The organism is Streptomyces sp. LMG1-1-1.1 (genome assembly GCF_040815545.1).
In the GTDB taxonomy this organism is placed as follows: domain Bacteria; phylum Actinomycetota; class Actinomycetes; order Streptomycetales; family Streptomycetaceae; genus Streptomyces.
Genome location: NZ_JBFPNH010000001.1, coordinates 208,023 through 234,031, shown reverse-complemented (window position 1 = coordinate 234,031; position 26,009 = coordinate 208,023). Strand labels below are relative to the sequence as shown.

Genomic DNA, 26,009 nt, shown 5'->3' with positions numbered 1-26,009 from the left:
CGGTCGTCAGTCCTGGTGGCCGAGCTGGAGGTCGCGCTCGGTGCGGCCCCCGCCGGCCATCTGCAGGACGGTGGCGACGGGCGGGTAGCCGGCGGCGATGACCGTGTACTCGCCGGAGGACAGGTCCACGAAGCGGAACGTGCCGTCGGCGCCGGTGGTGAGGGTGTCGACGACGTTCCCCGCGGCGTCGAGCAGGGTGACCCGGGCGTCCTCGACGGGCCGCCCGCCGCCGGCCCGCACCGTGCCGCGGAGCACCGCGCCGCCGGCCAGTTCGATGTCCTGGCGGGTCTCGCGGGAGGCCTGGACGCTCACCGGGAGCGCGGCGGGGCGGAAGGCGGGGGCGCTGGCGGCGAGCGTGTACTCGCCCGCGACGAGCTCGCCGATGACGTACCCGCCCTCGCGCCCGCTGCGGGTGGAGGCGACGACCTCGCCGCGTACGTCGGTCAGGGTGACGGCCGCGTCCCGTACCGGGCTGCCGTCGGCGGTGACGACGCTGCCCGCGAGGCGCCCGGCGCCGCCGAGGACGACGTCGAGCTCGACGGGCCGGTCGCCGACGGTGACGGACACGGCCTGGGGCTGGTGCCCGCCGGCCGCCGCGATCAGGACGTACGCGCCGCCGCCGGGGACGCTCAGCGCGTACCGGCCGTCCTCGCCGCTCGCGCCGCGGCCCACCTGCCGCCCCTGGACGTCGATGAGGGTGAGGGCGGCCCGGGGCACCCTGCTGCCGTCGTGGTGCTGGACGGTGCCGCAGACCGGGACCCCCGAGTGCGGCGGCGCCGCGGCGGCCCGGGTGGGTGCGGCGTGGGCGGCGTGGCGGGCGTGCGGGACCGCCTGGACTCCGCCGAGGTCGTCGGCGCGCGTGGCCTCGGTGGCCTCGGTGAGGGGGCTGTGGTGGGACACCAGCGGTTTCTCCTTGAGGAAGAAGGCGAGGACGAGGCCGAGCACGAGGACCGGCACGAGGTAGAGGAAGATCCGCGGCATCGCGTCCGCGTACGCCTGGACGTACGCGTCGCGGAGGGCCGGCGGCAGGGTGTGGACGCTCTGCGGGGTGATCGACTCGGCGGGCGGCGGTGACACGGGGCCGCCCTGCGACAGGAGGCCGGCGAGCCGGTCGCCGAGCGCGTCGTCGAGCCGGGAGGCGAAGAGGGTGCCGAAGACCGCGGCGCCGACGCTGCCGCCGATCTGGCGGAAGTAGTTGTGGGCGCTGGTGGCGGTGCCGAGGTCGGCCGGGCGCACCGAGTTCTGCACGGCGAGCACGAGGACCGGCATGACCAGGCCGATGCCGGTGCCGAGGACGGCCTGCCAGAGGCTGTACTGGAGGCGCGGGGTGTCGGCGTCCAGGTGGGAGAGCAGCCACATGCCGAGGACGGAGACGGCGCCGCCGACCACCGGATAGATCTTGTAGTGGCCGGTGCGGCTGATGAGCTGGCCGGAGACGACGGAGGCGATGACGATGCCGCCCATCAGGGGCAGCATCAGGAGGCCGGACTCGGTGGCGCTGGCGCCCTCGACCATCTGCAGGAAGCTGGGGAGGTAGCTGGCGGCGCCGAAGAGCGCGATGCCGACGACCGCGCCGACGAGGGCGGTGACGGTGAAGACGGAGTCGCGGAACAGCCGGAGCGGGATGAGGGGTTCGGGCGCGAAGTGCTCGACGACCAGGAACAGCACGGTGGTGACGGCGGCCCCGCCGGCGAGGGCGAGGACGACCCGGGAGTCCCAGGCGTACTCGGTGCCGCCCCAACTGGTCAGCAGGACCAGGCAGGTGGAGGCGGCGGCGAGGAGCAGGGCGCCGAGGACGTCGAAGCGCGCGCGTGCCGTGGGTTTGGGGAGCTTGAGGACGGCGACGACGACGGCGAGGGTGACGAGCCCGAAGGGCACGTTGAAGTAGAAGCACCAGCGCCAGGAGACGTGGTCGGTGAAGAAGCCGCCGAGGAGGGGTCCGGCGACGGAGGCGAGGCCGAAGGCGGCGCCGATCAGGCCCATGTACCGGCCGCGCTCGCGGGCGGGGACGATGTCGGCGATGATCGCCTGGACGCCGATCATGAGGCCGCCCGCGCCGGCGCCCTGGAGGGCGCGGAAGGCGATGAGCTCGTCCATGGACCGTGACCAGCCGGCCAGGCCCGAGCCGATGACGAAGACGACGATGGCGAAGACGAAGACGCTCTTGCGGCCGAGGAGGTCGCCCAGCTTCCCGTACACCGGCAGGCCGATGGTGGAGGTCAGCAGGTAGGCGGTGATCGCCCAGGACATCCGGTCCAGGCCCTGGAGTTCACCGACGATCTTCGGCAGGGCGGTGGCGACGATCATCTGTTCGAGGGCCGCGAGGAGCAGCGCGAGCATCAGGCCGCAGAAGACGAGCCGGACGCGGCGGGGGTCGAGGGCGGCGGCCGGGCCGGGGCCGGGCGGCGGCGCGAGGCCGTCGGGCGGGCCGTCCGCGACGAGCGGTTCCGCACCTTCCCCGACGTCCTTCACTGTGGTGATCGCACCCACGTACCTGCTCCCCTCGTCACGGCGTCTGCGCCGCGCCATTCTTCGCATTGCGCGCGAAGGGGGAGCAAGTCGGGCGGTACGGGAGGTCAGTGGCGTTCCGGAGGGCGAACGTCCCTGCGTGACGGCGCACTTGGGTCGCTCATCAGCGCGTTTACGAGGGGGCCCGCGCCCCCTCGGTGCGCTGGGGCTCCGGTACGGGGGCGCGGGCGATCCACTCGAATCGGTGAACGCTCAGGGCGTTACTTCTCGACCTCGTCCGCCAGCTTGGCGAGGACGGCGTCGTAGATGCGGCCGAGGCCCTTGGGCGCGAAGGTCCTCTCGAAGAAGCCGCCGATGCCGCCGGCGCCGTTCCAGACGGTGGTGACGACGGCGCGGGACTTGCCCTCGCTGGCGGGGGTCACGGTCCAGGTGGTGACCATGGAGGAGTTGCGGTCCTTCTCGACGAGCTGACCGTCGGTGGGCTCGGTGACCTCCAGGAGGCAGTCGCGGACGCGCTTGCTGGTGGCCTGGAGCTTCCAGTGGACGAGGGTGCCCTCGCCGTCGCCGCCCTCGCGCACCTCGTACTCGCTGAAGTGCTCGGGGAGCAGCTTCGCGCGCGTACCGCTGTAGTCGGCCAGCGCGTCGAACACCGTCTCCGCGTCCGCGGCGATGATCCGTTCGGTAGTGGCCTCGACCTGCGCCATCGACTTCCTCCAGCTCGTGGTTCCTCGGGGGTGTGGGCCAAGCGAACCACGTGGGGTCCGGGGGGCGAAATCCGGGTTGCGATGATCAAGGGAACAGGTGTTCTATTCTGGGCGCACGGTCGAGAACGGCAACCGAGGAGGCGTCCATGCGCTGGGACAATCTGGGCGACACCCCGGGCGGCCCGGCCGCACCCGCCGACATCGCCCTGTTCGGTACGGACGCGGTCACCACCCGCACCTTCGACACCCCGGAGTTCCGCGGCATCACCTTCCACGAGGTGCGGGCCCGCTCGATCCTCAACCGGGTGCCGGGCGCCTCCCGGATGCCGTTCGAATGGACGGTCAACCCGTACCGCGGTTGCACACACGCGTGCGTGTACTGCTTCGCGCGCAAGACCCACAGCTATCTCGACCTCGACACCGGGCTCGGCTTCGACTCCCAGATCGTCGTCAAGGTCAACGCCCCGGAGCTGCTGGCGCGCCAGCTCGCCTCCGCACGCTGGCAGGGCGCGCACATCGCCATGGGTACCAACGTCGACTGCTACCAGCGCGCGGAGGGCCGCTACCGCCTCATGCCGGGCATCCTCACCGCCCTGCGGGACCGGGCCAACCCGTTCTCGATCCTCACCAAGGGCACCCTGATCCTGCGCGACCTGGACCTCCTCACCCAGGCCGCCCGGGTCACCGAGGTCGGCATCTCCGTCTCCGTCGGCTTCACCGACCGGGAGCTGTGGCGGACGGTCGAACCCGGCACGCCCTCGCCGCAGAGCCGTCTCGACGTCGTCCGCGCCCTCGGCGAGCGGGGCATCGACTGCGGGGTCCTGATGGCCCCGGTGGTGCCGTTCCTCGGCGACCGGCCCGAGCAGCTGCGCGAGACGGTCCGCGCCATCGCCGAGGCCGGGGCGAGTTCGGTCACCCCGCTCGTGCTGCACCTGCGGCCCGGGGCCCGCGAGTGGTTCATGGGGTGGCTGCGCGAGCACCACCCCGGCCTGGTGCGGCGGTACGAGCGGATGTACGCGGCCGGGGCCTACGCGCCGACGTGGTACCAGCGCCGGATCACCCGTCAGGTGCACGAACTGGCCGCCGAGTTCGGCATCGGGCCCGCGCACCGGGGCGCGGCGCGACGGATTCCCGTACCGGAGGAACCGGCCGTCGCGGCCGCTCCCGAACAGCTCACCTTCCTCTGAACCCGCCCGGCGGCCCGCTCCGATCATCCGACCGGTCACCTGACACGCCGTCGGATCCTCCTCTGTTCGGGTCAACTCTGGCCGAATCGGGTCCTGCCGGGGTCCGCACGGGACACAAAGGCCCTATGACCCCACGCGCAGGAATGCTGATCGCCGCTGGAGCGCTGGTCGCCGGGACGGTCACCGTCCTGCCCGCCGCTCCCGCCGACGCCGGAGAACCGACCCCCCGCCCGCTGCCGTCGCTCGCCTGGACCGGCTGCGCCACGAAGGCGTACCCGAAGCTCGAGTGCGCCACCCTGAAGGTGCCGCTCAACCACGACGACCCGGCCGGACGGAGCATCACGCTCGCCCTGACCCGGGTCCGGCACACCGCGAAGGCCTTCCAGGGCCCGCTGCTCGTCAACCCGGGCGGGCCCGGCGGCAGCGGGCGCGCGATGGCCGGCTTCGTGGCGGCCTCGCTGCCCGCGAAGGTGGCCGCCGAGTACGACGTGGTCGGCTTCGACCCGCGCGGCGTCGGCAAGAGCGAGCCCGCGCTCGACTGCCGGCCCGGCCACTTCGCGCCGGTGCGCCCCGACTCGGTGCCCACCGGCGCCGCCGCCGAGCGGGCGGCGGTCGAGCGGGCCCGGTCCTTCGCCGATGCCTGCGGCGAGAAGTACGCCGACGTCCTGCCGTACGTCGACACGGTGAGCACCGCGCGGGACCTGGACTCCATCCGCGCCGCGCTCGGGGCCCCGCAGCTCAACTACCTCGGCTACTCGTACGGCACGTACCTGGGCGCGGTGTACGCCCGGCTCCACCCGGACCGGGTGCGCCGCATGGCCCTCGACTCCGTCGTCAACCCGCACGGCGTCTGGTACGAGGACAACATCGCCCAGGACTACGCCTTCGACACCCGCCACAAGGACTTCATGGCCTGGGTGGCACGGCAGGACGCCGTCTACGAGCTGGGCACCGACCCAGCCGCGGTCGAGGCCGCCTGGTACCGGATGCGCGACGCGCTGCGCGCGGCCCCGGCCGGCGGGAAGGTCGGCCCGGGCGAGCTGGAGGACACCTTCCTGCCCGGCGGGTACTACAACGGCTACTGGCCCCGCCTCGCCGAAGCGTTCTCCGCGTACGTCAACGACGCCGACCCGGCGCCGCTGACGGCGGCCTACGAGCGGTACGGGGAGGCCGACGCGGCCGCGGACAACGGCTACTCGGTCTACACGAGCGTGCAGTGCCGGGACGCGGGCTGGCCCCGGGACTGGAACGTCTGGCGCAAGGACAGCTGGGACGTGCACGCCAAGGCGCCCTTCTCGACCTGGAACAACGCCTGGTACAACGCGCCGTGCGCGTTCTGGCCGGTCCCGTCGCTGACCCCGCCGGACGTCACGAACGACCAGGTGCCTCCGGTCCTCATCCTCCAGGCGACCGACGACGCGGCCACGCCGTACGAGGGCGGGGTCGCCCTGCACCGGCTCGTCCGCGGCTCCAGCCTGGTCGTCGAGCAGGGCGGCGGGAACCACGGGGTGACCCTCGGCGGCAACGACTGCCTCGACGACCACCTGGCCGCCTACCTCGCCACCGGCGAGGTCCCGCGCGCCGAGGGCGACTCCGAGGTGGACGCGGTCTGCGAGGCGCTCCCGGAGCCGGAGCCCGAGCCGGTGGCCCCGGCCGCGAAGAAGGCTCCGGAGGCGCGCGGCGGCGAGCGGGCCGCGGCGCCCCGCGCGGAGCCGGTCGGCGTGGCCCTGCACGGGCTGCTCGGCCACGTGCGCTGACCCGCCGACCCACCGCCGACGGTGCCCGCGGCCCCAGGGGTCGCGGGCATTGTCAGTGCCGTGCGCGAGGATGTGCGACATGACAAGCCACCTCACCCACGTCCCCGCACCCGACGGCGTCGCGCCCAGCCCCCAGTACAGCCATGTCGTCTGGGGCACGGGCCGGTTCGTCGCGATATCCGGGCAGTGCGCGTTCGACGCCTCGGGGGCGGTCGTCGGGGAGGGCGACGCCGCGGCCCAGGCCCACCAGGTCTTCGCGAACCTGGAGCGGTGCCTCGCCGCCGCCGGCGCGGGCTTCGGCGACGTGGTGAAGCTGACCTACTTCGTCACGGACGTCGCCCACCTCCCGGCGATACGGGACGCCAGGGACGCCCACTTCGCGGGGGCGCCGCTGCCGGCGAGCTCGGCGGTGCAGGTGTCGGCGCTCGTCCGGCCGGAGCTGCTCGTGGAGATCGAGGCGTTCGCGCTCGTCCCCGAGGGCGCCGGGGCGGCCTCGGGTGACACCGGCCCGGAGCTCCGCTTGCTCCGTTGACCTCGTGGGGCTTCGGCCCCTCCGCCGGTCAGCCCGCGGGGCCGAGCAGGTGCAGTGACCGTTCGGCGGCGGCGCCGAGCCGGGGGTGCGGGAGGGCCGCCTCCAGGGCGGGGCGGGCCGTGGGGTCGCCGAGCGCGCCGAGGCCCTCGACGCAGGCGAGACCGACCCGCCAGTGGGGGTCGTCGGCGGGAAGTCGCCGTTCGAGGACGGTGATCAGGGCCGGTACGGACTCGGGGGCGCGGAGCGAGGCGAGCAGCCGGACCGGCAGGAGGGCGTAGGCGGCGCGGAGTTCGTTGGTGGCGAGGGCGGCGGCCGCGCGGGCGGTGCGCGGGTCGCCGAGCCGGGTCAGGGCGTGGGCGGCGGTGACGCAGCGCTCGGGGTCGCGGTGGTTGAGGAGGAGGACGAGGGCCTCGAAGGCGCGGGGGTCGCCGGCGACTCCGAGCGCGTAGGCGGCGATCTCGCGGGCCCAGAGCGGTTGTCCGTGCGCCGTGAGGACGTGGTGCAGTTCCTCGGGGTCGCCGGTCGATGCGAGATGACGGAATGTCTCGGGGACCTCTCCGATGTCATTCTCGATCTCGTCGCGCAATCGATCGATCATCGAGCAGAATTCCGGATCCTCGGCGTAATCCATGAATCGGAGCCTATCCGCGATCCAGATCACATTGTCCTCAACTTCCCGGGACTGGCGCGCTCGTTACCGGCCGGTTAGTCTCAGGTGAGCGGGCCACCACCCGCACTTCCCACAACGGCCTGGTGACGCAGCCGTTGTGTCGTACGTCGGTTCGGCAGTTTCGATGTGACTCCGGGACAGAGTCCGTCGGCCCCTTTTCCGAGGGCATCGCCCTCATTCCCGGGCAGCGCCCTCTTTTCGTGGCATCGCCTTCGTGTTCTCCCGCGCCCTTTCGCGCGCTCACTGCCCTCAGTCGTCACTCTTCCTCCCTGGAGTCCCCTGATGGACACCCCTCTCTCCACCATCGCCGTCGTCGGTCTCGGCACCATGGGCGCGGGTATCGCAGACGTCCTCGCCCGGGCCGGCCGCGAGGTCATCGGCATCGACATCAGCGACACCGCCGCCGCCCGGGCCGTCGCCGCCCTGGAGGCCTCCACCGCCCGCGCGGTGGCCCGCGAGCGGATCACCGAGGAGGAGCGGCAGGACGTCCTGGCCCGCTTCCGTACCTTCTCCGACCTCCAGGCGGCCGCCGAGGCCGACCTCGTGATCGAGGTCGTGCCCGAGTCGTACGAGGCGAAGCAGGAGGTCTTCCGGGCCCTCGACGCGATCGTCCGCCCCGACGCGATCCTGGCCACCGGCACCAACGCGCTCTCCGTCACCCGGCTCGCCGCCGACTCGGCCCACCCCGAGCGGGTCCTCGGCCTGCACTTCTTCGCGCCGGTCCAGGCCATGAAGCTGGTCGAGGTGGTCTCCTCCGTCCTCACCGACCCGCGGGCCGTCGACGCCGTCACCCGGCTCGCCCAGGACCTCGGCAAGGAGCCGGTCGCGGTCGGCGACCGGGCCGGATTCATCGCGGACGGCCTGCTCTTCGGCTACCTGAACCAGGCCGCCGCCATGTACGAGGCGAAGTACGCCTCCCGCGAGGACATCGACGCGGCGATGAGGCTGGGCTGCGGCCTGCCGATGGGCCCGCTGGCGCTGCTCGACCTGATCGGCGTCGACACGGCCCGTACGGTCCTGGAGGCCATGTACGCCTCCTCGCACGACCGCCTGCACGCCCCCGCCCCGATCCTCAAGCAGCTCAGCGAGGCCGGCCTGACCGGCCGCAAGGCGGGCCGCGGCTTCTACACGTACGAGGCGCCGGGCTCCGGCGAGGTGGTGGCCGACGCGCTGACCCCGTCGGCCTCCGCCGAGGCCGGCGCGGGCCGCGAGGTCCGTTCGGTCGGCGTCGCCGGCTCGGGCACGATGGCGTCAGGCATCGCCGAGGTCTTCGCCAAGGCCGGTTACCAGGTCGTCCTGGCCGCCCGCTCCCAGGAGAAGGCGGACACCGCCAAGGCCCGGATCGCCAAGTCGCTGGCCCGCTCCGTCGACAAGGGCCGGATGACGGGCGAGGCCCGTGACACCACGCTGGGGCTGATCACCGCGGCGGGCACGCTCGACGCGTTCGCCGAGGTCGACCTGGCCGTCGAGGCGGTCGCCGAGGACCTGGAGATCAAGCAGGAGCTGTTCGCGCGGCTCGACAAGATCTGCAAGCCGGGCGCGGTGCTCGCCACCACGACCTCCTCGCTGCCGGTCGTGGCCTGCGCCCGCGCCACCACGCGCCCGCAGGACGTCATCGGGATGCACTTCTTCAACCCGGCGCCGGCGATGAAGCTGGTCGAGATCGTCCGTACGGTCCTGACCGCGGACGACGTCCACGCCACCGTCCGCGAGGTCACGGCGAAGATCCGCAAGCACCCGGTGGACTGCGGCGACCGGGCCGGCTTCATCGTGAACGCGCTGCTCTTCCCGTACCTGAACAACGCGATCAAGATGGTCCAGGAGCACTACGCGACCCTGGACGACATCGACGCGGCGATGAAGCTGGGCGGCGGCTACCCGATGGGCCCGTTCGAGCTGCTCGACGTGGTCGGCCTCGACGTCTCGCTCGCGATCGAGCAGGTGCTGCACCGCGAGTTCCGCGACCCGGGCCTGGCCCCCGCCCCGCTCCTGGAGCACCTCGTGGCAGCCGGCTGCCTCGGCCGCAAGACGGGTCGCGGCTTCCGCGAATATGCCCGACGCTGAGCCCCGCACGCCCGGCTGGGGCGGTCTGCTGAGCTCCCCGGGCACCGCCGGTGCCCCGGGGGGCTCCCCGCCCCCACCTGGGCACACTCCCACTCCGATGCAGTACGTTCGGACCATGCCCAAGGCCGCGAAGACACCCCGTGCCACGTCCACGTCCGACGCTCCCGAGAGCGCGGCGGGCACTCGTGCCGCCGCCCAGCGGCTCAAGATGCGCCGGGAGCTCGCCGCGGCGGCCATGGAGCTCTTCGCCACCAAGGGGTACGAGGCCACCACGGTCGACGAGATCGCGGCCACGGCCGGGGTCGCTCGGCGGACCTTCTTCCGCCACTTCCGCTCCAAGGAAGAGGCGATCTTCCCCGATCACGACGACACGCTGGTGCGGGCGGAGGCGGTGCTGAACGCCGCCCCGCCGCACGAGCACCCGCTCGACACGGTGTGCCGGGGCATCAAGGAAGTCATGAAGATGTACGCGGGGTCGCCCGCGGTCTCGGTCGAGCGCTACCGGCTCACCCGTGAGGTGCCGACGCTGCGGGAGCGCGAGATCGCCTCGGTGGCCCGCTACGAGCGGCTGTTCACCCGCTATCTGCTCGGGCACTTCGACGAGCGCGACCACCACGACGGCAACGACGACCCGCTGCTCGCCGAGGTCGCCGCGTCGGCGGTCGTCACGGCCCACAACCACGTGCTGCGCCGCTGGCTGCGGGCGGGCGGCCAGGGCGACGTGGAGGCGCAGCTGGACCACGCCTTCGCCATCGTCCGGGAGACCTTCGGCTCGGGCATAGGCGCGGGCCGTCCGGCCCCTTCCCCGCAGGCCGAGCCCGCGCCCGTCGCCCGGGTCTCCACCACCGGCGACGTGGTCGTCGCCGTGGCCCGTACGGACGCACCGCTCGACGAGGTCATGCGCACGATCCAGCAGGCGCTCAAGGAAGCCTGAGCACCGTTCCACGACGAGGGCCGCCCCCGGTTTCCGGGGGCGGCCCTCGTGCGTTCGCCCAGCTCAAGGGCGGTTTCGATCGATCATCGCTCATCCGTGACGGGCAGATTGCATCTGAGTGAAATTGTTGGCACGCAGTGCCTTGTCAGGTGACACGGCGTGCCATACGTTGATGTTGTCCGGGTGGCCGGCGCGCAGAGATCACACCTCGTGCGCCGGCTGTCCCCACAAGCCGCCCCCGTGCTCCTCGGGCAGGGGGGACCCCCGGCTCGTGCGCCCGGACGCCTGCGTCACAGGCACCCCGCGCTCCACCACACAGCGCAGCCACCGCACCACCCAGCCGAACCGACGGCACACCTCCACAGCAGCAGCACTCACCGCCGTAACCCCCAGGCGTCCCTCCCTCAGGACGCTCACCGCCGGAGGCAACCCGTGAAGGAAATCCTGGCCGCGATCCAGTCGCAGGACGCCACGTCCGCCGACTTCGCGAACATCCCGCTCCCCGAGTCCTACCGGGCCGTGACCGTCCACAAGGACGAGGCCGAGATGTTCGCCGGCGTCGCCAGCCGCGACAAGGACCCGCGCAAGTCGCTCCACCTCGACGACGTGGCGCTCCCGGAGCTCGGCCCGGGCGAGGCGCTCGTGGCCGTCATGGCGAGCTCCGTCAACTACAACTCGGTCTGGACCTCGATCTTCGAGCCGGTGTCGACCTTCGGCTTCCTGGAGCGCTACGGCCGCCTCTCCGAGCTCACCAAGCGCCACGACCTGCCGTACCACGTCATCGGCTCCGACCTCGCGGGCGTCGTCCTGCGCACGGGCCCGGGCGTCAACGCCTGGAACCCGGGCGACGAGGTCGTCGCGCACTGCCTCTCGGTCGAGCTGGAGTCCTCCGACGGCCACAACGACACGATGCTCGACCCCGAGCAGCGCATCTGGGGCTTCGAGACCAACTTCGGCGGCCTGGCGGAGATCGCCCTCGTCAAGTCGAACCAGCTCATGCCGAAGCCCGGCCACCTGAGCTGGGAGGAGGCGGCGGCCCCGGGCCTCGTCAACTCCACCGCCTACCGCCAGCTGGTCTCCCGCAACGGCGCCGGCATGAAGCAGGGCGACAACGTCCTCATCTGGGGCGCGAGCGGCGGCCTCGGCTCGTACGCCACGCAGTTCGCCCTCGCCGGCGGCGCCAACCCGATCTGTGTCGTCTCCTCCCCCGAGAAGGCCGACATCTGCCGGTCCATGGGCGCCGAGGCGGTCATCGACCGCAACGCCGAGGGCTACAAGTTCTGGAAGGACGAGAACACCCAGGACCCGCGGGAGTGGAAGCGCTTCGGCTCCAAGATCCGCGAGCTGACCGGCGGCGAGGACATCGACATCGTCTTCGAGCACCCGGGCCGCGAGACCTTCGGCGCCTCCGTGTACGTCACCCGCAAGGGCGGCACCATCACCACCTGTGCCTCGACCTCGGGCTACATGCACCAGTACGACAACCGCTACCTGTGGATGTCCCTCAAGAAGATCGTCGGCTCGCACTTCGCGAACTACCGCGAGGCGTGGGAGGCCAACCGCCTGATCGCCAAGGGCAAGATCCACCCGACGCTCTCCAAGGTCTACTCCCTGGAGGACACCGGCCAGGCCGCCTACGACGTCCACCGCAACCTCCACCAGGGCAAGGTCGGCGTCCTCGCCCTCGCCCCGCAGGAGGGCCTGGGCGTGCGCGACCCCGAGATGCGCGCCCAGCACATCGACGCCATCAACCGTTTCCGCAACATCTGAGCCCGGGACCATAGATGACTGAGCGCCAGAAGGACCGGCCGTGGCTCATGCGGACCTACGCCGGTCACTCCACCGCCGAGGCGTCCAACGAGCTGTACCGGCGCAACCTCGCGAAGGGTCAGACCGGCCTCTCGGTCGCCTTCGACCTGCCGACGCAGACCGGATACGACCCCGACCACATCCTCGCCCGCGGCGAGGTCGGCCGGGTCGGGGTCCCCGTCTCGCACCTCGGTGACATGCGCAGGCTGTTCCAGGACATCCCCCTGGAGCAGATGAACACCTCGATGACCATCAACGCCACGGCGATGTGGCTGCTGGCGCTCTACCAGGTGGCCGCCGAGGAGCAGGGTGCGGACATCACCAAGCTCCAGGGCACCACCCAGAACGACATCGTCAAGGAGTACCTGTCGCGCGGGACGCACGTCTTCCCGCCCGGCCCGTCGCTCCGCCTGACGACGGACATGATCTGCTACACGGTCAACAACATCCCCAAGTGGAACCCGATCAACATCTGCAGCTACCACCTGCAGGAGGCCGGGGCCACGCCGGTCCAGGAGATCGCGTACGCGATGTCCACCGCCATCGCGGTGCTCGACTCCGTCCGCGACTCCGGGCAGATCCCCCAGGACCGGTTCGGCGATGTCGTCGCCCGCATCTCCTTCTTCGTGAACGCGGGCGTCCGCTTCGTCGAGGAGATGTGCAAGATGCGCGCCTTCGGCCGCATCTGGGACCAGATCACCCGTGAGCGGTACGGCATCGAGGACGCGAAGCAGCGCCGGTTCCGCTACGGGGTCCAGGTCAACTCGCTCGGCCTGACCGAGGCCCAGCCGGAGAACAACGTCCAGCGGATCGTGCTCGAGATGCTGGCCGTCACCCTCTCCAAGGACGCCCGCGCCCGCGCCGTCCAGCTCCCCGCCTGGAACGAGGCCCTCGGCCTCCCCCGGCCGTGGGACCAGCAGTGGTCGCTCCGCATCCAGCAGGTGCTCGCCCACGAGTCCGACCTGCTGGAGTACGAGGACATCTTCGCCGGCTCCCACGTCATCGAGGCCAAGGTCGACTCGCTCGTCGAGGAGTGCCTGGCCGAGATCGGGCGGATCCAGGAGATGGGCGGCGCGATGGCGGCCGTCGAGTCCGGCTACCTCAAGTCGCAGCTGGTCTCCTCGCACGCCGAGCGGCGCGCCCGGATCGAGGCCGGCGACGAGAAGATCGTCGGCGTCAACATCTTCCAGTCGACGGAGGAGAACCCCCTCACCGCCGACCTGGACACCGCGATCATGACGGTCGACCCGGCCGTCGAGGCCCGGGTGGTCGGCTCGCTGAAGTCGTGGCGGGACAACCGCTACCAGCCGCCGTTCAACCACCCGCGCCCCTGCAAGGCCCTCGAACGCCTCAAGGAGGCCGCCAAGGGCACCGGCAACCTCATGGAGGCCACCCTGGAGTGCGCCCGCGCCGGCGTCACCACCGGCGAGTGGACCGGGGCCCTGCGCGAGGTGTTCGGCGAGTTCCGGGCGCCCACCGGCGTCTCCTCCGCCCCGGTCGCCGTGACGGCCGAGGCCGGCACGCCGCTGGCGGTCGTACGGGAGAAGGTGGCGCGGACCGCCGAGGAGCTGAACTCCGGGCGGCTGCGGCTGCTCGTCGGGAAGCCCGGCCTCGACGGGCACTCCAACGGCGCCGAGCAGATCGCCGTACGCGCGCGTGACGCCGGTTTCGAGGTGGTCTACCAGGGCATCCGGCTGACCCCCGAGCAGATCGTCGACGCGGCGCTCGCCGAGGACGTGCACTGTGTGGGTCTGTCGATCCTCTCCGGCTCCCACTCGGAACTCGTCCCCGACGTCCTGGACCGGCTCCGCGAGGCCGGCGCCACCGACATCCCCGTCATCGTCGGCGGGATCATCCCGAACGCCGACGCCGCAGAACTGAAGCGCGCGGGTGTGGCCGCCGTCTTCACACCGAAGGACTTCGGTATCACGGAGATCATCGGCCGTATCGTCGACGAGATCCGGACAGCTAACAAGCTCAGCCCCCTGGAGGTCCCCGCATGACCAGCCCCGTGAACCGGCTCCGCCCCCGCCGCTCCTGCCTGGCGGTTCCCGGCTCCAACCCGCGGTTCCTGGAGAAGGCCCAGGGCCTCGCCGCGGACCAGGTCTTCCTCGACCTGGAGGACGCCTGCGCCCCGCTGGCCAAGCCGGACGCCCGGCACACGATCGTGAAGTTCCTCAACGAGGGCGACTGGACCGGCAAGACCCGCGTGGTCCGCGTCAACGACTGGACGACCCACTGGACGTACCGTGACGTCGTCACCGTCGTCGAGGGCGCCGGCCAGAACCTCGACTGCATCATGCTGCCGAAGGTCCAGGACGCCCAGCAGATCGTGGCGCTCGACCTGCTGCTGACCCAGATCGAGAAGACGATGGGCTTCGAGGTCGGCAAGATCGGCATCGAGGCGCAGATCGAGAACGCCCAGGGCCTCACCAACGTCAACGCCATCGCGCAGGCCTCCCAGCGCGTCGAGACGATCATCTTCGGCCCGGCCGACTTCATGGCCTCCATCAACATGAAGTCGCTGGTCGTGGGCGAGCAGCCGCCCGGCTACCCGGCGGACGCGTACCACCACATCCTGATGAGCATCCTGATGGCCGCCCGCGCCAACAACCTCCAGGCGATCGACGGCCCCTACCTGCAGATCCGCAACCAGGAGGGCTACAAGGCCGTCGCGCGGCGCGCCGCCGCCCTGGGCTTCGACGGCAAGTGGGTGCTCCACCCGGACCAGGTCGCCGCCGCGAACGAGATCTTCTCGCCGTCGCAGGAGGACTACGACCACGCCGAGCTGATCCTCGACGCGTACGACTACTACACGTCCGAGGCGGGCGGCAAGAAGGGCTCCGCGATGCTCGGCGACGAGATGATCGACGAGGCCTCGCGCAAGATGGCCCTGGTCATCTCCGGCAAGGGCCGCGCCGCCGGCATGCAGCGCACCACCAAGTTCGACGTCCCGGAGGCCTGAGCACCATGCAGTTCGGTCGTACCTACGAAGAGTTCGAAGTCGGTGCCGTCTACAAGCACTGGCCCGGGAAGACGGTCACCGAGTACGACGACCACCTCTTCTGTCTGCTGACGATGAACCACCATCCGCTGCACATGGATGTGAACTACGCCGAGAACACGACGGACTTCGGCAAGAACGTCGTCGTCGGCAACTACATCTACTCCCTGCTGCTCGGCATGTCCGTGCCGGACGTGTCCGGCAAGGCCATCGCCAACCTGGAGATCGAGTCGCTGCGGCACGTGGCGCCGACCTTCCACGGCGACACGATCTACGGCGAGACCACCGTCCTCGACAAGACCCCGTCGAAGTCGAAGAACGACCGCGGCATCGTCTACGTCGAGACCAAGGGCTACAAGCAGGACGGCACCCTCGTGTGTGTCTTCCGCCGCAAGGTGATGGTGCCCACCGAGACGTACATCAAGGAGCGCGGCGGCGAGCAGCCCGGCCGCCCCGAGCTGATCGAGCCCGCCAAGAAGACGGAGAAGTAGCCATGGCCCGACTCGCCCAGACCGCCGGGCTCACGGACGTCCAGCAGGAGATCCTCAAGACCGTCCGGGAGTTCGTCGACAAGGAGATCATCCCGGTCGCCACCGAGCTGGAGCACCGCGACGAGTACCCCCAGCAGATCGTCGACGGGCTCAAGGAGCTCGGCCTCTTCGGTCTGATGATCCCCGAGGAGTACGGGGGCCTGGGCGAGTCGCTGCTCACCTACGCGCTGTGCGTGGAGGAGATCGCCCGTGGCTGGATGTCGGTCTCCGGCATCATCAACACCCACTTCATCGTGGCGTACATGCTGAAGCAGCACGGCACCCAGGAGCAGAAGGACTACTTCCTTCCGCGGATGGCGGCCGGCGAGACCCGCGGCGCGTTCTCGATGTCCGAGCCGGGCCTCGGCTCGGACGTGTCGGCCATCACGTCCAAGGCGGTCAAGGACGGCGACGAGTACGTCCTCAACGGCCAGAAGATGTGGCTGACGAACGGTGGAACGTCAACGCTGGTGGCCGTTCTCGTCCGAAGTGACGAAGGACACCCGGAGGGCACCGCCCCCCACAAGTCGATGACGACCTTCCTCGTCGAGAAGGAGCCCGGCTTCGGAGAGGTCCGCCCCGGCCTCACCATCCCCGGGAAGATCGACAAGATGGGTTACAAGGGCGTCGACACGACCGAACTCATCATGGACGGACTGCGCATTCCGGCCAATCGGGTACTCGGCGGGGTCACCGGCCGAGGGTTTTACCAAATGATGGACGGCGTCGAGGTCGGCCGCGTGAACGTGGCGGCCCGTGGTTGCGGTGTCGCACAGCGTGCTTTCGAACTCGGTGTCTCGTATGCCCAGCAACGTCACACTTTCGGCAAGGCCATCGCCCAGCACCAGGCGATTCAGTTCAAGCTGGCCGAGATGGCTACCAAGGTCGAGGCCGCTCATGCCATGATGGTGAATGCAGCACGCAAAAAGGACTCCGGGGAACGAAACGACCTGGAAGCAGGGATGGCGAAGTACCTCGCCTCCGAATACTGCAAGGAGGTCGTCGAGGATGCCTTCCGCATTCATGGTGGGTACGGGTTCTCGAAGGAGTACGAGATCGAGCGTCTCTACCGCGAGGCGCCGATGCTGCTCATCGGTGAAGGTACCGCCGAGATCCAGAAAATGATCATTGGTCGTCGGCTGCTCGAGGAGTACCGATTCCAGGGTTGATTGTCGCGTTTGAGTCGTTTCGGCCGCGAAGAAGATCACACCCTGTGTTCGTCTTCCGGCCGTCGACTCGGTTCCTGGCTTGCCCAGTTGCGCCCCGCAACCGATAGCATCGCCGGAAAGCCGCCGTCCCCCCGTTGCCAGCGCGGCATCATCCGCTACGAAGGTCATCCATGCCCCACAGCCAAACCTCTGCACACCGCGACAGCCTTGCCGGCGTACGCCTCGCGCGCGGAGCATCGCCGTGGCTCCTCCCGACCGTCGCCACCGCGGCGCTCAGCCTCGTGCGCGCGCGCAAGTCGAGGCGCGCCGCGGCCATCGCCGTGCCGACCACCGCACTCGCGGCCGGCATGCTGTGGTTCTTCCGCGACCCCGAGCGCGAGATCGCTCAGGGCCGGGTCATCTCCCCCGCCGACGGTGTGGTGCAGAGCATCATGCCGTGGAAGGACGGACGCACCCGGGTCGCCATCTTCATGAGCCCGCTGAACGTGCACGTCAACCGCGCACCGCTGGCCGGCACGGTCACGTCCGTGGAGCACGTCCCCGGCGGGTTCGTCCCGGCGTTCAACAAGGAGAGCGAGAACAACGAGCGCGTTGTCTGGCACTTCGACACCGAACTCGGCGACATCGAGATGGTGCAGATCGCGGGCGCCGTCGCACGGCGCATCGTGCCGTACATCCCGCAGGGGACGAAGGTCGAGCAGGGTGACCGGATCGGCCTGATCCGCTTCGGCTCGCGGGTCGACATCTACCTCCCGGAGGGTGTCGAGGTCGCCGTCGAGGTCGGGCAGGCCACGACCGCGGGGGTGACTCGCATTGACCGTGATTGATCCCGACACACGGGCCTCCGAGTGGGGCGCCGACGCCGACGCGGAGGCGGCCGAAGAGGCCGAGGAGATGCCGCTGTCGCTGAGGCTGTCCATAGCGGACGCCCTCACGCTCGGTAACGCCACGTGTGGCTTCATGGCGGTCTACTTCACGACGACCGGCATCCTGATCCCGCACCTCACCGGCAGCACCGAGACGGGAATGGCCCGCAACAGCGCCGCCACCGCGGTGATACTGATGCTGTGCGCGGCGATCTTCGACCTCTTCGACGGCATCGTGGCGCGCAAGCTCCGCAGCTCGCCGATGGGTGCCGAGCTCGACAACCTGTCGGACCTGATCAGCTTCGGTCTCGCCCCGGCCTACTTCGTGCTCGTGTACGGCATGGTCGCCGACGACGCGCAGCAGAAGGTCTCGGCCGTGGCCGCGATCGTGGTGCTGCTCGCGGTGGTGCTGCGGCTGGCGAGATTCTCCTGCGTGACGATGAAGGACGGCATGTTCCAGGGCATGCCGAGCCCCTTCGGCGCGCTGACGGTCGTCTCGATCGTGCTCCTCGAGCTGCCGTTCATCCCGACGCTCCTCGCGATCATCGGGGTGGCCTGGCTGATGGTGAGCCGGGTCGAGTACCCGAAGCCGCGGGGCATCCTCGCGGTGGCGATGCTCAGCTGGATCGTCGGTGCGATGGCCATGCTGGCGGCCTGGGCGTTCGACGCTCCGGGCGGGGCGTTCCTGCTCCAGACCGGCTGCGCCCTCCAGGTCGTGCTGGGCGCCGTGATCCCCCTCTTCGCGACGGCCCGCCGGGTGAACACCTTCCGCGACAACCGGCGTGAGAGCCGGGAGGCACGGACGGCGCAGCTGCCCTAGCGGACGAAGCGGTACGAGAAGGGCCCCGGGAGGCGATCCGCCTCCCGGGGCCCTTTCGCGTGCCCTGGCCGCTACCCGAGGCGCTTGTAGTAGAGCGTGGTGGGGCGCAGGGTGCCGGACGGGTCGGCGGCGAAGTCCGGGATGGTGCCGGCGGCCGTCCAGCCCGCGCCGCGGTAGAGGCGCTCGGCGGGGCTGTCGGTCTGGGTGTCCAGGACGAGCAGGGTGAGGCCGCTGGCGGCGGCGTGCGCCTCGGCCGCGGCGAGCAGGCGCCGTCCGAGGCCCCGGCCCCGGGCCGAGCGGTGGACGAGGAGGCGGGCGATCTCGCCGCGGTGCCTGCCGTTGGCGGTGCCCGCGCGGACGAGGGTGACGACGCCGAGCGGGAGCCCGTCCGGGCCGAGGGCCGCCCAGACGTCCCGTACGCCCTCGGCGGCCTCCTCGGCGACCCGGGACCACCAGGCGGCCGCCTCGGCCGGATCCAGGGGTGCCGTGAAGCCGACGGAGGCGCCGCCGTCCACGGCGTCGACGAGGAGCGTGGCGAGGCCGTCGGCGGCATGGGCGCGCACGGCCGCGGGGGACAGCCGCTCCACGGCGTCGAGCGGCCTCTCCAGACAGAGCAGGTCCGGCCGGTCGTCCCAGGGCGCCACGGTGGCGAACCCGAGGCTCTGGTAGAGGGCGAGCGGCTCGTCGCGCCAGGACCACACCGTGAGGCGCACGGCGGGTGCTCCGGACGCGGCGGCCCGGCGCAGGGCCTCGGCCATCAGCGCCCTCGCGAGACCCTTCCGCCGGGCCTCGGGCGCCACCCAGAGCCGCTTGATCTCGGGGGCGCGGCCGTCGCGGGGGGCCTTGAGGACGACGCAGCCGGCCGGCGCGTCGGCGCCGGCCGGGGTGGCGAGCAGGACCGTGTCGGCGGCGAAGGCGGCGGCCGGGTCCTCGGCCTCGACGCGGTATACGGCCGGGAGCTCGGCGACCGTCCCCACCGCCGTCCCCTTCTCCGCCTGGTTGACCAGGTGGTAGGCGCCGAGCAGGTCGGCGAGCCGCGGGTGGGAAGGGTTCTCCTCGATGCGTGTCTTCATGGGGCCGAGCTTCACACCGAGATGTTTCGGGCACGTGAAGATCACCCGCGCCCGCGACCCTGTGGGTCCCGGGCGGGTTCCTGGCGGGTCCCGGTCCGCCCGGGGCGGCGGACCGGGTGCGGGATCAGGGGGTGTAGGACTTCGCCGCGTCCGAGACGAACGGCTGCCGGACCGTGCGCATGCCGCCGGGGACGGACTTGTCGGGCTGGAGGATGACGGACTCGCGGGACGACGGTGCCTCGGGGTCGCCGAGGTCGTGGGTCATGCCGAAGCCGGCGTCGTGGGCCTTCATGGTGAGGAGGGCCTTGTCGACGCCCTCGCGGGTGAGGTCCTTGTCGGCGCAGGCCTTCTTCAGCGCCTCGCCGAAGACGCTCGCGGCGGTCCAGCCGGCGACGATGCCGTTGTCGAGGCCCTCGCCCGGGTAGGCCGCCTGGTAGTCGGCGACGAGCTTCTTCGCGGTGGGGGTGTCCGCGCCGATGGGCAGGCTCGGGGAGGCGAACCAGTACATCTTCTCCAGGGCGGGCCCGGCCTGGGTGCCGAGCAGCTGGGGGGCGAAGGCCGAGTTGTTGCCGACGACCGGCACCCTGAGGCCGGTGGCGGCGGCGACGCCGACGAGGGAGGCCGCCTGGCGGGGTCCCGCGCTGATGACGACGGCCTTGACCCCGGCCTGCTTGAGGGCGGCGACCTGCGCCGACATGTCGTTGTCGGTGGGCTTGATCTTCTGCTCGACGACGGTCAGACCCGCCTTGCCGGCCGCGTACTTCGAGCCCGTGAGCGCGTTCTCGCCGTAGTCGCCCTCGAAGTAGACGTGGCCGAGCTTGTCGCCCGCCTTCAGGCCCTTGTCCTTGACCAGGAAGTCCACGGCGTTGATCGTCTCGACGTCGTACGTGGCACCCAGGACGCGGATGTACGGCGAGCCGAGCAGCGAGGCCGACCAGGCCTGCGGCAGGACGAGGCCCTTGTCCTGGCCGTCGACGCGGGACTTGACGGCGGCGACGAACGGGGAGCCGATGAACTGGGTGTAGCCGACGACCTTCGGCTCCAGCTCGGTGTAGGCGGCGAGCGCCTTCTGCGGGTCGTAGCCGTGGTCGCGGACCGTCAGCTCCAGCTGCCGGCCGCAGATCCCGCCGGCGGCGTTGACCTGCTTCACGTACAGCTGCTGGGCCTGGGTGACGCTCTTGCCGAGGGTCGCGTACACCCCGGTCATGTCGGTGAGCGCGCCGAGGGAGATCGTCTTGTCCGTGACGCCCTCGCCGGTCTTCACCCCGCCCGCGCCGGTCTCCTTGCCGTCACCGGTCTTCGCCTTGGAACTGCATCCGGCGGCGGTGAGCGCGACCAGTGCGGCGAGCGCCGCGGCCAGGCCCCGCACGGCCTGTCGTCCGTGGTTCATCGTGCCTCTCCTGAGGGTCGGTCTGACGTGGGGGTCTTGCGTGTCCGGGCGGCGAGGCGGACCAGGCCGCCGGGCAGGAACAGCACCACCGCGACGACGGCGGCGCCGTACAGGTAGCGCGCGGCCTCCCCCGGTGCGATCCCGCCCGTCCCGGGGGCTGAGACCAGGGGCAGGGCGTCGCTGTAGCGGGTGAGGAGCTGTGGCAGGAGGGAGACGAAGACCCCTCCTGCCACCGCGCCCGCGACCGAGCCGAGACCGCCGATGACGATCATGGCCAGGTATTCGAGGGACAGCGCCATGCCGAAGTACTCGGGCACGGTGCGCTGGAAGACCAGGGCGAGCAGCACGCCCGCCAGGCCCGCGTACATGGACGACAGGACGAAGACGGCGGCGCGGTAGCGGGCCACCGGGATGCCCATGACGCCGGCGGCGATCCGGTGGTCCCTGATGGCGTTCATCGCCCGCCCGGGACGCCCGCCGAGCACCCCGCGGGCGAAGAGGACACCGCCGGCGAGCAGCACGAGCCCCAGGTACCAGAGCTTCTCGACGGCACCGAACGGCACCTGGGCGACGAGGAGTTCCGTGTCGTCGAAGGTGAGGCCGAAGAGGGAGAGCGGGGGCACGGCGCGGCCGTTGTAGCCGCCGGTGACGTCGTGGGCGTTGAACAGCACGTGCTGGCCGATGAAGATCAGCGCGAGGGTGGCGATGCCCAGGTACGCGCCGCGCAGCCGCCCCGCGATGGGGCTGAACACCCCGCCCGCCAGGCCCGCCAGGGCGACCGCGAGGACCGCGGCGAGCCAGCCGGGCAGGCCGAGGCCCGCCAGGCCGTCCGCGCCGTCGCCGGCGAAGGCGCAGTAGCCGTAGGCGCCGACGGCGAGGAAGAAGGCGTGCCCCATCGACAGCTGGCCGGTCGCGCCGGTCAGCAGGTTGATGCCGACGGCCCCCAGCGCGGCCGCCATCGCGAACAGTCCGGCCTGGAGCCAGAAGCGGTCCAGGTAGAACGGGAGCGCGGCGAGCAGGAGGCCCGCGGCGGACCAGCCGTACACCCGGGTGCGGACCCGGACGGCGGGGCGGGTGAGGGTCTCAGACACGCGCGAGCTCCTTCGTGCCGAACAGTCCGGCCGGGCGGATCAGCAGCACCGCGACCATCACCAGATACGGGGCGACGTCGCCGATCCCCCGGCCGAGGAACGCCAGGTCGCCCTGGTAGCCGGTGGCGAGGGACTCGGTGATGCCGACGAGCAGCCCGCCGACGAGGGCGCCCGTGGTGGAGTCGAGGCCGCCGAGGATGGCGGCGGGGAAGGCCTTCAGGGCGGCGAGCGACGTGGCCCGCTCCAGGCCGGGGGTGGGGAAGACCGTCAGGAACAGCGCGGCGACGGCGGCGAGAGCGCCGGCCACCGCCCAGGCGCCGAGCGACACCCGGCCGAGCCGGATGCCCATCAGGGCGGCGGTCTCCTGGCTCTCGGCCGCGGCCCGCATGGCCACGCCCCAGGACGTGTACCGGAAGGCGAGCAGGAACGCCGTGATCAGCAGGGCGGCGGCGAGGAGCGCCGCGATCCGGGTCTCGGCGATCGTCACCGGGCCGACGGTGACCACGGCGTCGCCCCACGGATCGCCGAGGGCCAGGATGTCGGTGCCGATCCGCCGCGTCAGCTCCGTGGCGAGGAGGATGTCGACACCGATGGTGACGATCGCGAGGACGCTGTGGTCCCCGCCCCGGTGCCGGCGCATCACCAGGAACTCGACGGCCGCGCCGACCACCGCCGCGCCCGCCACTCCGGCGAGCAGCGCGGGCCAGAAGCCGATCGTGTCGTGCAGCACCGCGGTGACGTAGCCGCCGGCCAGCAGGAGCGAGGCGTGGGCGAAGTTCACGACCTCCGTGGCGCGGAAGATCACCACGAAGCCGAGGGCGATGAGGGCGTAGATCGAGCCCAGCGAGACGCCGTTGATCAGGAATTCGGCGAAGGTGCTCACGCGGCGGTCTCCTCTCCGAGGTAGGCGCGGACGACCGCCGGGTCGTTCTGCACGTCGGCGGGTGCCCCGTCGGCGATCCGGCGGCCGAAGTCGAGGACGGTCACGGAATCGGCGAGCCGCATCACCAGGCCCATGTCGTGCTCCACCAGGAGCACGGAGATGCCGAGGCTGTCGCGGACCCCCGCGATGACCGAGGCGGTCCGGCGCCGCTCGTCGGCCGTCATCCCGGCCACCGGCTCGTCGAGCAGCAGCAGCTTCGGCTCCATGCACAGGGCGCGGGCCAGTTCGGCGAGCTTCTGCTGCCCGTACGGCAGCGAGCCCGCGGGCCGCGCCAGCTGCTCCTCCAGGCCCACGAAGGCCGCGATCTCCCGGACCCTGGCCCGGTGCCTCGCCTCCTCGCGCGCCGCCGACGGCAGCCGCAGCCCCGCGGCCAGGAAGCCCGTCCGGGTCAGCCGGTGCCGGCCCAGCATCAGGCTGTCCTCCACGGTGGCGCGCGGCGGCAGCGCCAGGTTCTGGAAGATCCGGCCGACCCCGAGGTCCGCGATCCGGTGCGGCGCCAGGGCGGTCAGCTCGTGCGGGCCGAACCGGACCGAGCCCCCGGTCGCCCGGTAGACGCCCGAGAGCACGTTGAAGCACGTGGACTTCCCGGCTCCGTTGGGTCCGATGAGGGCGTGCACGGTGCCCGGCCGCACCGTGAAGCCGACCCCGTCGAGAGCGGTCAGCCCGGCGAACCGGACGGTGACGTCGCGGACTTCGAGGGCGGGGACGTCGGGCCCGGGCGGTACGGCGGCGGCGGCCCCGACAGGCTCCGGCTCCTCCCCCGGCGGTCGGGTGCGCGTCATCGGGATTCCTCCCAGCGGGACAGGACCGGATGGGCGGCGCGTGCCTCGGCGGCATCGGCGGCGGCCGCCTCGTCGACGACACCCAGATAGCGGCGGCGGACCTCGTCCGAGGCGGCCAGCTCCGCGGCGGGACCCGAGAGCGTGACCTCGCCGACCTCCAGGACGTACGCGAGGGAGGCGAGCCGCAGCGCGAGCGCCGCGTTCTGCTCGACGAGGAGCACCGCCGTGCCCTGCGCGTTGATCTCCCGGACGGCGTCGGCGATCCGGGCCGCCATCAGCGGCGCGAGGCCGAGGGACGGCTCGTCGAGGAGGAGGAGCCCCGGCTCCGCCATCAGCGCGCGACCGACGGCGAGCATCTGCTGCTCGCCCCCGGAGAGCAGCCCGGCCTGCTGACGCGCCCGGTCCGCCAGGACGGGGAAGAGCTCGTGGACCCGCCGCAGCGCGGCCGCCTTCGCCGACCTGCCGCCGCGCCCGCCGAGCGCGCCCGCCCGCAGGTTGTCCTCGACCGACATCCGGGCGAAGACCTGGCGGCCCTCGGGCACCTGCGAGACGCCGGCCGCGACGACCCGGTCCGGCGGCAGCCCGTCGAGCGGCCGGCCGTCGCGGCTCACCGTGCCTGAGACCAGGGCGCCGCCGTGGAAGCGCAAGGTGCGCGAGACGGCCCGCAGCAGCGTGGACTTGCCGGCTCCGTTAGCTCCAAGGACCGTGACGACGGCGCCGGCCGGCACGGTCAGCGATACCCGCCGCAGCGCGTGCACGGGCCCGTATCCCGCCGTCAGGTCCGTCACCTGGAGGGCGGGTGCGGTGCCTCCCATGGTTCCCCTTTCCCCGGCCGCCCTTGTTCACCGGCCGTTCAGTGGCGCTCACCCCAGCACCGCCCCCGACCGCCCGTCCACGCCCCGCGGCCGAAACGCTGCCGGTGACCAGCGGGCGCGGCGAAGGGCTGTGCATGCGCACAACGCTGCGCGTCAGGGCTGTGCCCAGGGGGCCCGGGCAGTGGATCCTCCCGGCATGGGACGGCGCAGACGGCGGACCGGTGACGACTGGAAGGTGCTCGCCCAGGCGTGCGCGACACTTCTGGAACGGGTCCCGGAACTGGTGGACGAGCATCTACGGGAGCTCCACGCGTACGAACCCGCCTACGGGCGGATCCTCCCGTACGACCAGCACTGGCAGGAGGCCCAGGAGGCCATGCGGATCGGGATCGAGATGATCTCGGCGCCCCGCGACTCGCCCCGGCGCGACCTCGAACACGCCGACGAGATGGGCCGGCGGCGGGCCGCCCAGGGCATGCCCCTGGAACTCGTCGTCCACGCCTACCGGCACGCCGGGCACCTGGTCTGGGACGCGCTCATCGAAAGCGCGGGGACCGACACCGGGCAGCTGGCCGCGCTCATGCAGTCCGCCACCACCGTGTGGTCCGCGGTGGACGCCCAGGCCGACACCGCCTCCGAGGCCTACCGGTCCGCCGAACTCGAACTCCGCCGCCGCACCGACGAACAGCTCAAAGCCCTCCTCGACGCCCTCCTCCAGGGCCAGCGCTCCCCGGAACTCGTCTCACGCGCCGCGGCCGGCCTCGACCTCCCCGAACACGGGCGCTACGCGGTCGTCGTCCTCCGCTACGACCGCCGCGAGGAACGCGAACCCTTCCACCGGCAGGTCCAGGGCGAAGGCGTCCGCTTCCTCTGGCGCATGGGAGCCGACTGTGAACTCGGCGTCGTGGCGCTCGCCGGCGACACCGGCCTCGACGCGCTCTCCGAACTCCTCGACGGCCGCTGCCCCGGCCCCGGCGGCATCAGCCCCGTCGTCGTCGGCCTCACCGAACTCGGCCGCGCCAGGCGGCTCGCCGAGCTCGCCCTCCGCACCTGCCCGCCCGGCAGCCGCGCCATCGTCCGCCTCGACCGCCGGATGTCGGCCGCGCTCGTCGTCTCCCAGCCCGACATGGCCCACCTCCTCGTCTCCGACGTCCTCGGCGCGCTCCTCGAACTCGACCCCGCCGACCGGGCGGTCCTCCTCGAAACCCTCGACACCTGGCTCGACTGCGAAGGCTCCGCCGGGCGGGCCGCGGGGCGGCTCTACTGCCACCGCAACACCGTCTTCAACCGCCTCCGCCGGCTGGAGCAGCTCACCTCCCGCTCCCTCTCCCGACCCCGCGACCTCACCGAAATGACCCTAGCCCTAGACGCCTTCCGCCTAACCTCCCCCAACTGACCCC

The 26,009-nt window shown here is 71.8% G+C and carries 22 protein-coding genes; 13 read left to right on the top strand and 9 right to left on the bottom strand.

Annotated elements, in window-relative coordinates:
• Positions 1 to 6 precede the first annotated feature (6 nt).
• Both MRBLMG1_RS00870 and MRBLMG1_RS00865 read right to left on the bottom strand, forming a co-directional pair.
• The gene (locus MRBLMG1_RS00870) at positions 7 to 2,490 is read right to left on the bottom strand and encodes an MFS transporter (RefSeq protein ID WP_367819675.1); all 2,484 of its coding nucleotides are present in this window, start codon (positions 2,488 to 2,490) and stop codon (positions 7 to 9) included.
• Positions 2,491 to 2,729: 239 nt separating this feature from the next.
• A complete protein-coding gene (locus tag MRBLMG1_RS00865) occupies positions 2,730 to 3,173 on the bottom strand; it encodes an SRPBCC family protein (RefSeq protein ID WP_367819673.1) in 444 nt (147 codons plus the stop codon).
• A gap of 146 nt (positions 3,174 to 3,319) precedes the next feature.
• Here MRBLMG1_RS00865 and MRBLMG1_RS00860 point away from each other — a divergent pair, with 146 nt between their 5' ends.
• From MRBLMG1_RS00860 to MRBLMG1_RS00850, 3 genes are all read left to right on the top strand, one after another.
• Positions 3,320 to 4,360 carry an Rv2578c family radical SAM protein gene (locus MRBLMG1_RS00860; protein WP_367819671.1) on the top strand — a complete coding sequence of 347 codons (1,041 nt, stop codon included), beginning with the start codon at positions 3,320 to 3,322 and terminating at the stop codon, positions 4,358 to 4,360.
• A gap of 125 nt (positions 4,361 to 4,485) precedes the next feature.
• The gene (locus MRBLMG1_RS00855) at positions 4,486 to 6,117 is read left to right on the top strand and encodes an alpha/beta hydrolase (protein WP_367819670.1); all 1,632 of its coding nucleotides are present in this window, start codon (positions 4,486 to 4,488) and stop codon (positions 6,115 to 6,117) included.
• Positions 6,118 to 6,196: 79 nt separating this feature from the next.
• Complete coding sequence (locus MRBLMG1_RS00850; protein WP_367819669.1) at positions 6,197 to 6,649, top strand: RidA family protein; 453 nt, start codon at positions 6,197 to 6,199, stop codon at positions 6,647 to 6,649.
• A 28-nt stretch (positions 6,650 to 6,677) separates the two neighbouring features.
• Here MRBLMG1_RS00850 and MRBLMG1_RS00845 read toward each other — a convergent pair whose 3' ends face one another.
• Positions 6,678 to 7,280: a HEAT repeat domain-containing protein gene (locus MRBLMG1_RS00845; RefSeq protein ID WP_367819667.1), complete on the bottom strand. Its 603-nt coding sequence runs from the start codon at positions 7,278 to 7,280 to the stop codon at positions 6,678 to 6,680.
• Positions 7,281 to 7,601: 321 nt separating this feature from the next.
• On the opposite strand from MRBLMG1_RS00845, the gene MRBLMG1_RS00840 reads away from it, so the two are divergent.
• From MRBLMG1_RS00840 to pssA, 9 genes are all read left to right on the top strand, one after another.
• Positions 7,602 to 9,383, top strand: coding sequence for a 3-hydroxyacyl-CoA dehydrogenase family protein (locus tag MRBLMG1_RS00840; RefSeq protein ID WP_367819665.1), 1,782 nt, complete (start codon positions 7,602 to 7,604; stop codon positions 9,381 to 9,383).
• A 115-nt stretch (positions 9,384 to 9,498) separates the two neighbouring features.
• Complete coding sequence (locus MRBLMG1_RS00835; RefSeq protein WP_367819663.1) at positions 9,499 to 10,317, top strand: TetR family transcriptional regulator; 819 nt, start codon at positions 9,499 to 9,501, stop codon at positions 10,315 to 10,317.
• A 432-nt stretch (positions 10,318 to 10,749) separates the two neighbouring features.
• On the top strand, positions 10,750 to 12,087 hold the full coding sequence (gene ccrA / locus MRBLMG1_RS00830) for a crotonyl-CoA carboxylase/reductase (RefSeq protein WP_367819662.1): 1,338 nt from the start codon (positions 10,750 to 10,752) through the stop codon (positions 12,085 to 12,087).
• 14 nt (positions 12,088 to 12,101) lie between these two features.
• Positions 12,102 to 14,129 (top strand): protein meaA, encoded by a 2,028-nt coding sequence (locus tag MRBLMG1_RS00825; RefSeq protein ID WP_367819660.1) that lies wholly within the window; start codon positions 12,102 to 12,104, stop codon positions 14,127 to 14,129.
• Positions 14,126 to 15,091 (top strand): HpcH/HpaI aldolase/citrate lyase family protein, encoded by a 966-nt coding sequence (locus MRBLMG1_RS00820; protein ID WP_367819658.1) that lies wholly within the window; start codon positions 14,126 to 14,128, stop codon positions 15,089 to 15,091. Before MRBLMG1_RS00825 ends, MRBLMG1_RS00820 begins: the two co-directional genes overlap by 4 nt.
• 5 nt (positions 15,092 to 15,096) lie before the next feature.
• The gene (locus MRBLMG1_RS00815; RefSeq protein WP_030320137.1) at positions 15,097 to 15,621 is read left to right on the top strand and encodes a MaoC family dehydratase; all 525 of its coding nucleotides are present in this window, start codon (positions 15,097 to 15,099) and stop codon (positions 15,619 to 15,621) included.
• A gap of 2 nt (positions 15,622 to 15,623) precedes the next feature.
• On the top strand, positions 15,624 to 16,829 hold the full coding sequence (locus MRBLMG1_RS00810; RefSeq protein ID WP_015037484.1) for an acyl-CoA dehydrogenase family protein: 1,206 nt from the start codon (positions 15,624 to 15,626) through the stop codon (positions 16,827 to 16,829).
• A 170-nt stretch (positions 16,830 to 16,999) separates the two neighbouring features.
• On the top strand, positions 17,000 to 17,656 hold the full coding sequence (locus MRBLMG1_RS00805; protein ID WP_367819655.1) for a phosphatidylserine decarboxylase: 657 nt from the start codon (positions 17,000 to 17,002) through the stop codon (positions 17,654 to 17,656).
• Positions 17,649 to 18,515 carry a CDP-diacylglycerol--serine O-phosphatidyltransferase gene (gene pssA, locus MRBLMG1_RS00800; protein WP_367820282.1) on the top strand — a complete coding sequence of 289 codons (867 nt, stop codon included), beginning with the start codon at positions 17,649 to 17,651 and terminating at the stop codon, positions 18,513 to 18,515. Before MRBLMG1_RS00805 ends, pssA begins: the two co-directional genes overlap by 8 nt.
• A 71-nt stretch (positions 18,516 to 18,586) precedes the next feature.
• On the opposite strand, the gene MRBLMG1_RS00795 is transcribed toward pssA, so the two are convergent.
• The 6 genes from MRBLMG1_RS00795 to MRBLMG1_RS00770 form a co-directional block, all read right to left on the bottom strand.
• Positions 18,587 to 19,588 carry a GNAT family N-acetyltransferase gene (locus MRBLMG1_RS00795; RefSeq protein ID WP_367819653.1) on the bottom strand — a complete coding sequence of 334 codons (1,002 nt, stop codon included), beginning with the start codon at positions 19,586 to 19,588 and terminating at the stop codon, positions 18,587 to 18,589.
• Between the two features lie 124 nt (positions 19,589 to 19,712).
• Positions 19,713 to 20,978 carry an ABC transporter substrate-binding protein gene (locus MRBLMG1_RS00790; RefSeq protein WP_367819651.1) on the bottom strand — a complete coding sequence of 422 codons (1,266 nt, stop codon included), beginning with the start codon at positions 20,976 to 20,978 and terminating at the stop codon, positions 19,713 to 19,715.
• Positions 20,975 to 22,069 (bottom strand): branched-chain amino acid ABC transporter permease, encoded by a 1,095-nt coding sequence (locus MRBLMG1_RS00785; protein ID WP_367819649.1) that lies wholly within the window; start codon positions 22,067 to 22,069, stop codon positions 20,975 to 20,977. The genes MRBLMG1_RS00790 and MRBLMG1_RS00785 overlap by 4 nt, the downstream gene beginning before the upstream one ends.
• The gene (locus MRBLMG1_RS00780) at positions 22,062 to 22,952 is read right to left on the bottom strand and encodes a branched-chain amino acid ABC transporter permease (protein ID WP_367819648.1); all 891 of its coding nucleotides are present in this window, start codon (positions 22,950 to 22,952) and stop codon (positions 22,062 to 22,064) included. The genes MRBLMG1_RS00785 and MRBLMG1_RS00780 overlap by 8 nt, the downstream gene beginning before the upstream one ends.
• Positions 22,949 to 23,794, bottom strand: coding sequence for an ABC transporter ATP-binding protein (locus tag MRBLMG1_RS00775; RefSeq protein ID WP_367819647.1), 846 nt, complete (start codon positions 23,792 to 23,794; stop codon positions 22,949 to 22,951). Before MRBLMG1_RS00775 ends, MRBLMG1_RS00780 begins: the two co-directional genes overlap by 4 nt.
• Positions 23,791 to 24,609, bottom strand: a complete 819-nt coding sequence (locus MRBLMG1_RS00770; RefSeq protein ID WP_367819645.1) for an ABC transporter ATP-binding protein — start codon at positions 24,607 to 24,609, stop codon at positions 23,791 to 23,793. The genes MRBLMG1_RS00775 and MRBLMG1_RS00770 overlap by 4 nt, the downstream gene beginning before the upstream one ends.
• A 196-nt stretch (positions 24,610 to 24,805) precedes the next feature.
• Here MRBLMG1_RS00770 and MRBLMG1_RS00765 point away from each other — a divergent pair, with 196 nt between their 5' ends.
• Positions 24,806 to 26,005 (top strand): PucR family transcriptional regulator, encoded by a 1,200-nt coding sequence (locus MRBLMG1_RS00765; protein WP_367819644.1) that lies wholly within the window; start codon positions 24,806 to 24,808, stop codon positions 26,003 to 26,005.
• Positions 26,006 to 26,009 lie beyond the last annotated feature (4 nt).

Coding starts and splice junctions, on each gene's coding strand:
- MRBLMG1_RS00865 (WP_367819673.1), bottom strand. CDS start 3,173: ATGGCGCAGGTCGAGGCCACTACCGAACGGATCATCGCCGCGGACGCG.
- MRBLMG1_RS00860 (WP_367819671.1), top strand. CDS start 3,320: ATGCGCTGGGACAATCTGGGCGACACCCCGGGCGGCCCGGCCGCACCC.
- MRBLMG1_RS00855 (WP_367819670.1), top strand. CDS start 4,486: ATGACCCCACGCGCAGGAATGCTGATCGCCGCTGGAGCGCTGGTCGCC.
- MRBLMG1_RS00850 (WP_367819669.1), top strand. CDS start 6,197: ATGACAAGCCACCTCACCCACGTCCCCGCACCCGACGGCGTCGCGCCC.
- MRBLMG1_RS00845 (WP_367819667.1), bottom strand. CDS start 7,280: ATGGATTACGCCGAGGATCCGGAATTCTGCTCGATGATCGATCGATTG.
- MRBLMG1_RS00840 (WP_367819665.1), top strand. CDS start 7,602: ATGGACACCCCTCTCTCCACCATCGCCGTCGTCGGTCTCGGCACCATG.
- MRBLMG1_RS00835 (WP_367819663.1), top strand. CDS start 9,499: ATGCCCAAGGCCGCGAAGACACCCCGTGCCACGTCCACGTCCGACGCT.
- MRBLMG1_RS00825 (WP_367819660.1), top strand. CDS start 12,102: ATGACTGAGCGCCAGAAGGACCGGCCGTGGCTCATGCGGACCTACGCC.
- MRBLMG1_RS00820 (WP_367819658.1), top strand. CDS start 14,126: ATGACCAGCCCCGTGAACCGGCTCCGCCCCCGCCGCTCCTGCCTGGCG.
- MRBLMG1_RS00815 (WP_030320137.1), top strand. CDS start 15,097: ATGCAGTTCGGTCGTACCTACGAAGAGTTCGAAGTCGGTGCCGTCTAC.
- MRBLMG1_RS00810 (WP_015037484.1), top strand. CDS start 15,624: ATGGCCCGACTCGCCCAGACCGCCGGGCTCACGGACGTCCAGCAGGAG.
- MRBLMG1_RS00805 (WP_367819655.1), top strand. CDS start 17,000: ATGCCCCACAGCCAAACCTCTGCACACCGCGACAGCCTTGCCGGCGTA.
- MRBLMG1_RS00795 (WP_367819653.1), bottom strand. CDS start 19,588: ATGAAGACACGCATCGAGGAGAACCCTTCCCACCCGCGGCTCGCCGAC.
- MRBLMG1_RS00790 (WP_367819651.1), bottom strand. CDS start 20,978: ATGAACCACGGACGACAGGCCGTGCGGGGCCTGGCCGCGGCGCTCGCC.
- MRBLMG1_RS00775 (WP_367819647.1), bottom strand. CDS start 23,794: ATGACGCGCACCCGACCGCCGGGGGAGGAGCCGGAGCCTGTCGGGGCC.
- MRBLMG1_RS00770 (WP_367819645.1), bottom strand. CDS start 24,609: ATGGGAGGCACCGCACCCGCCCTCCAGGTGACGGACCTGACGGCGGGA.
- MRBLMG1_RS00765 (WP_367819644.1), top strand. CDS start 24,806: ATGGGACGGCGCAGACGGCGGACCGGTGACGACTGGAAGGTGCTCGCC.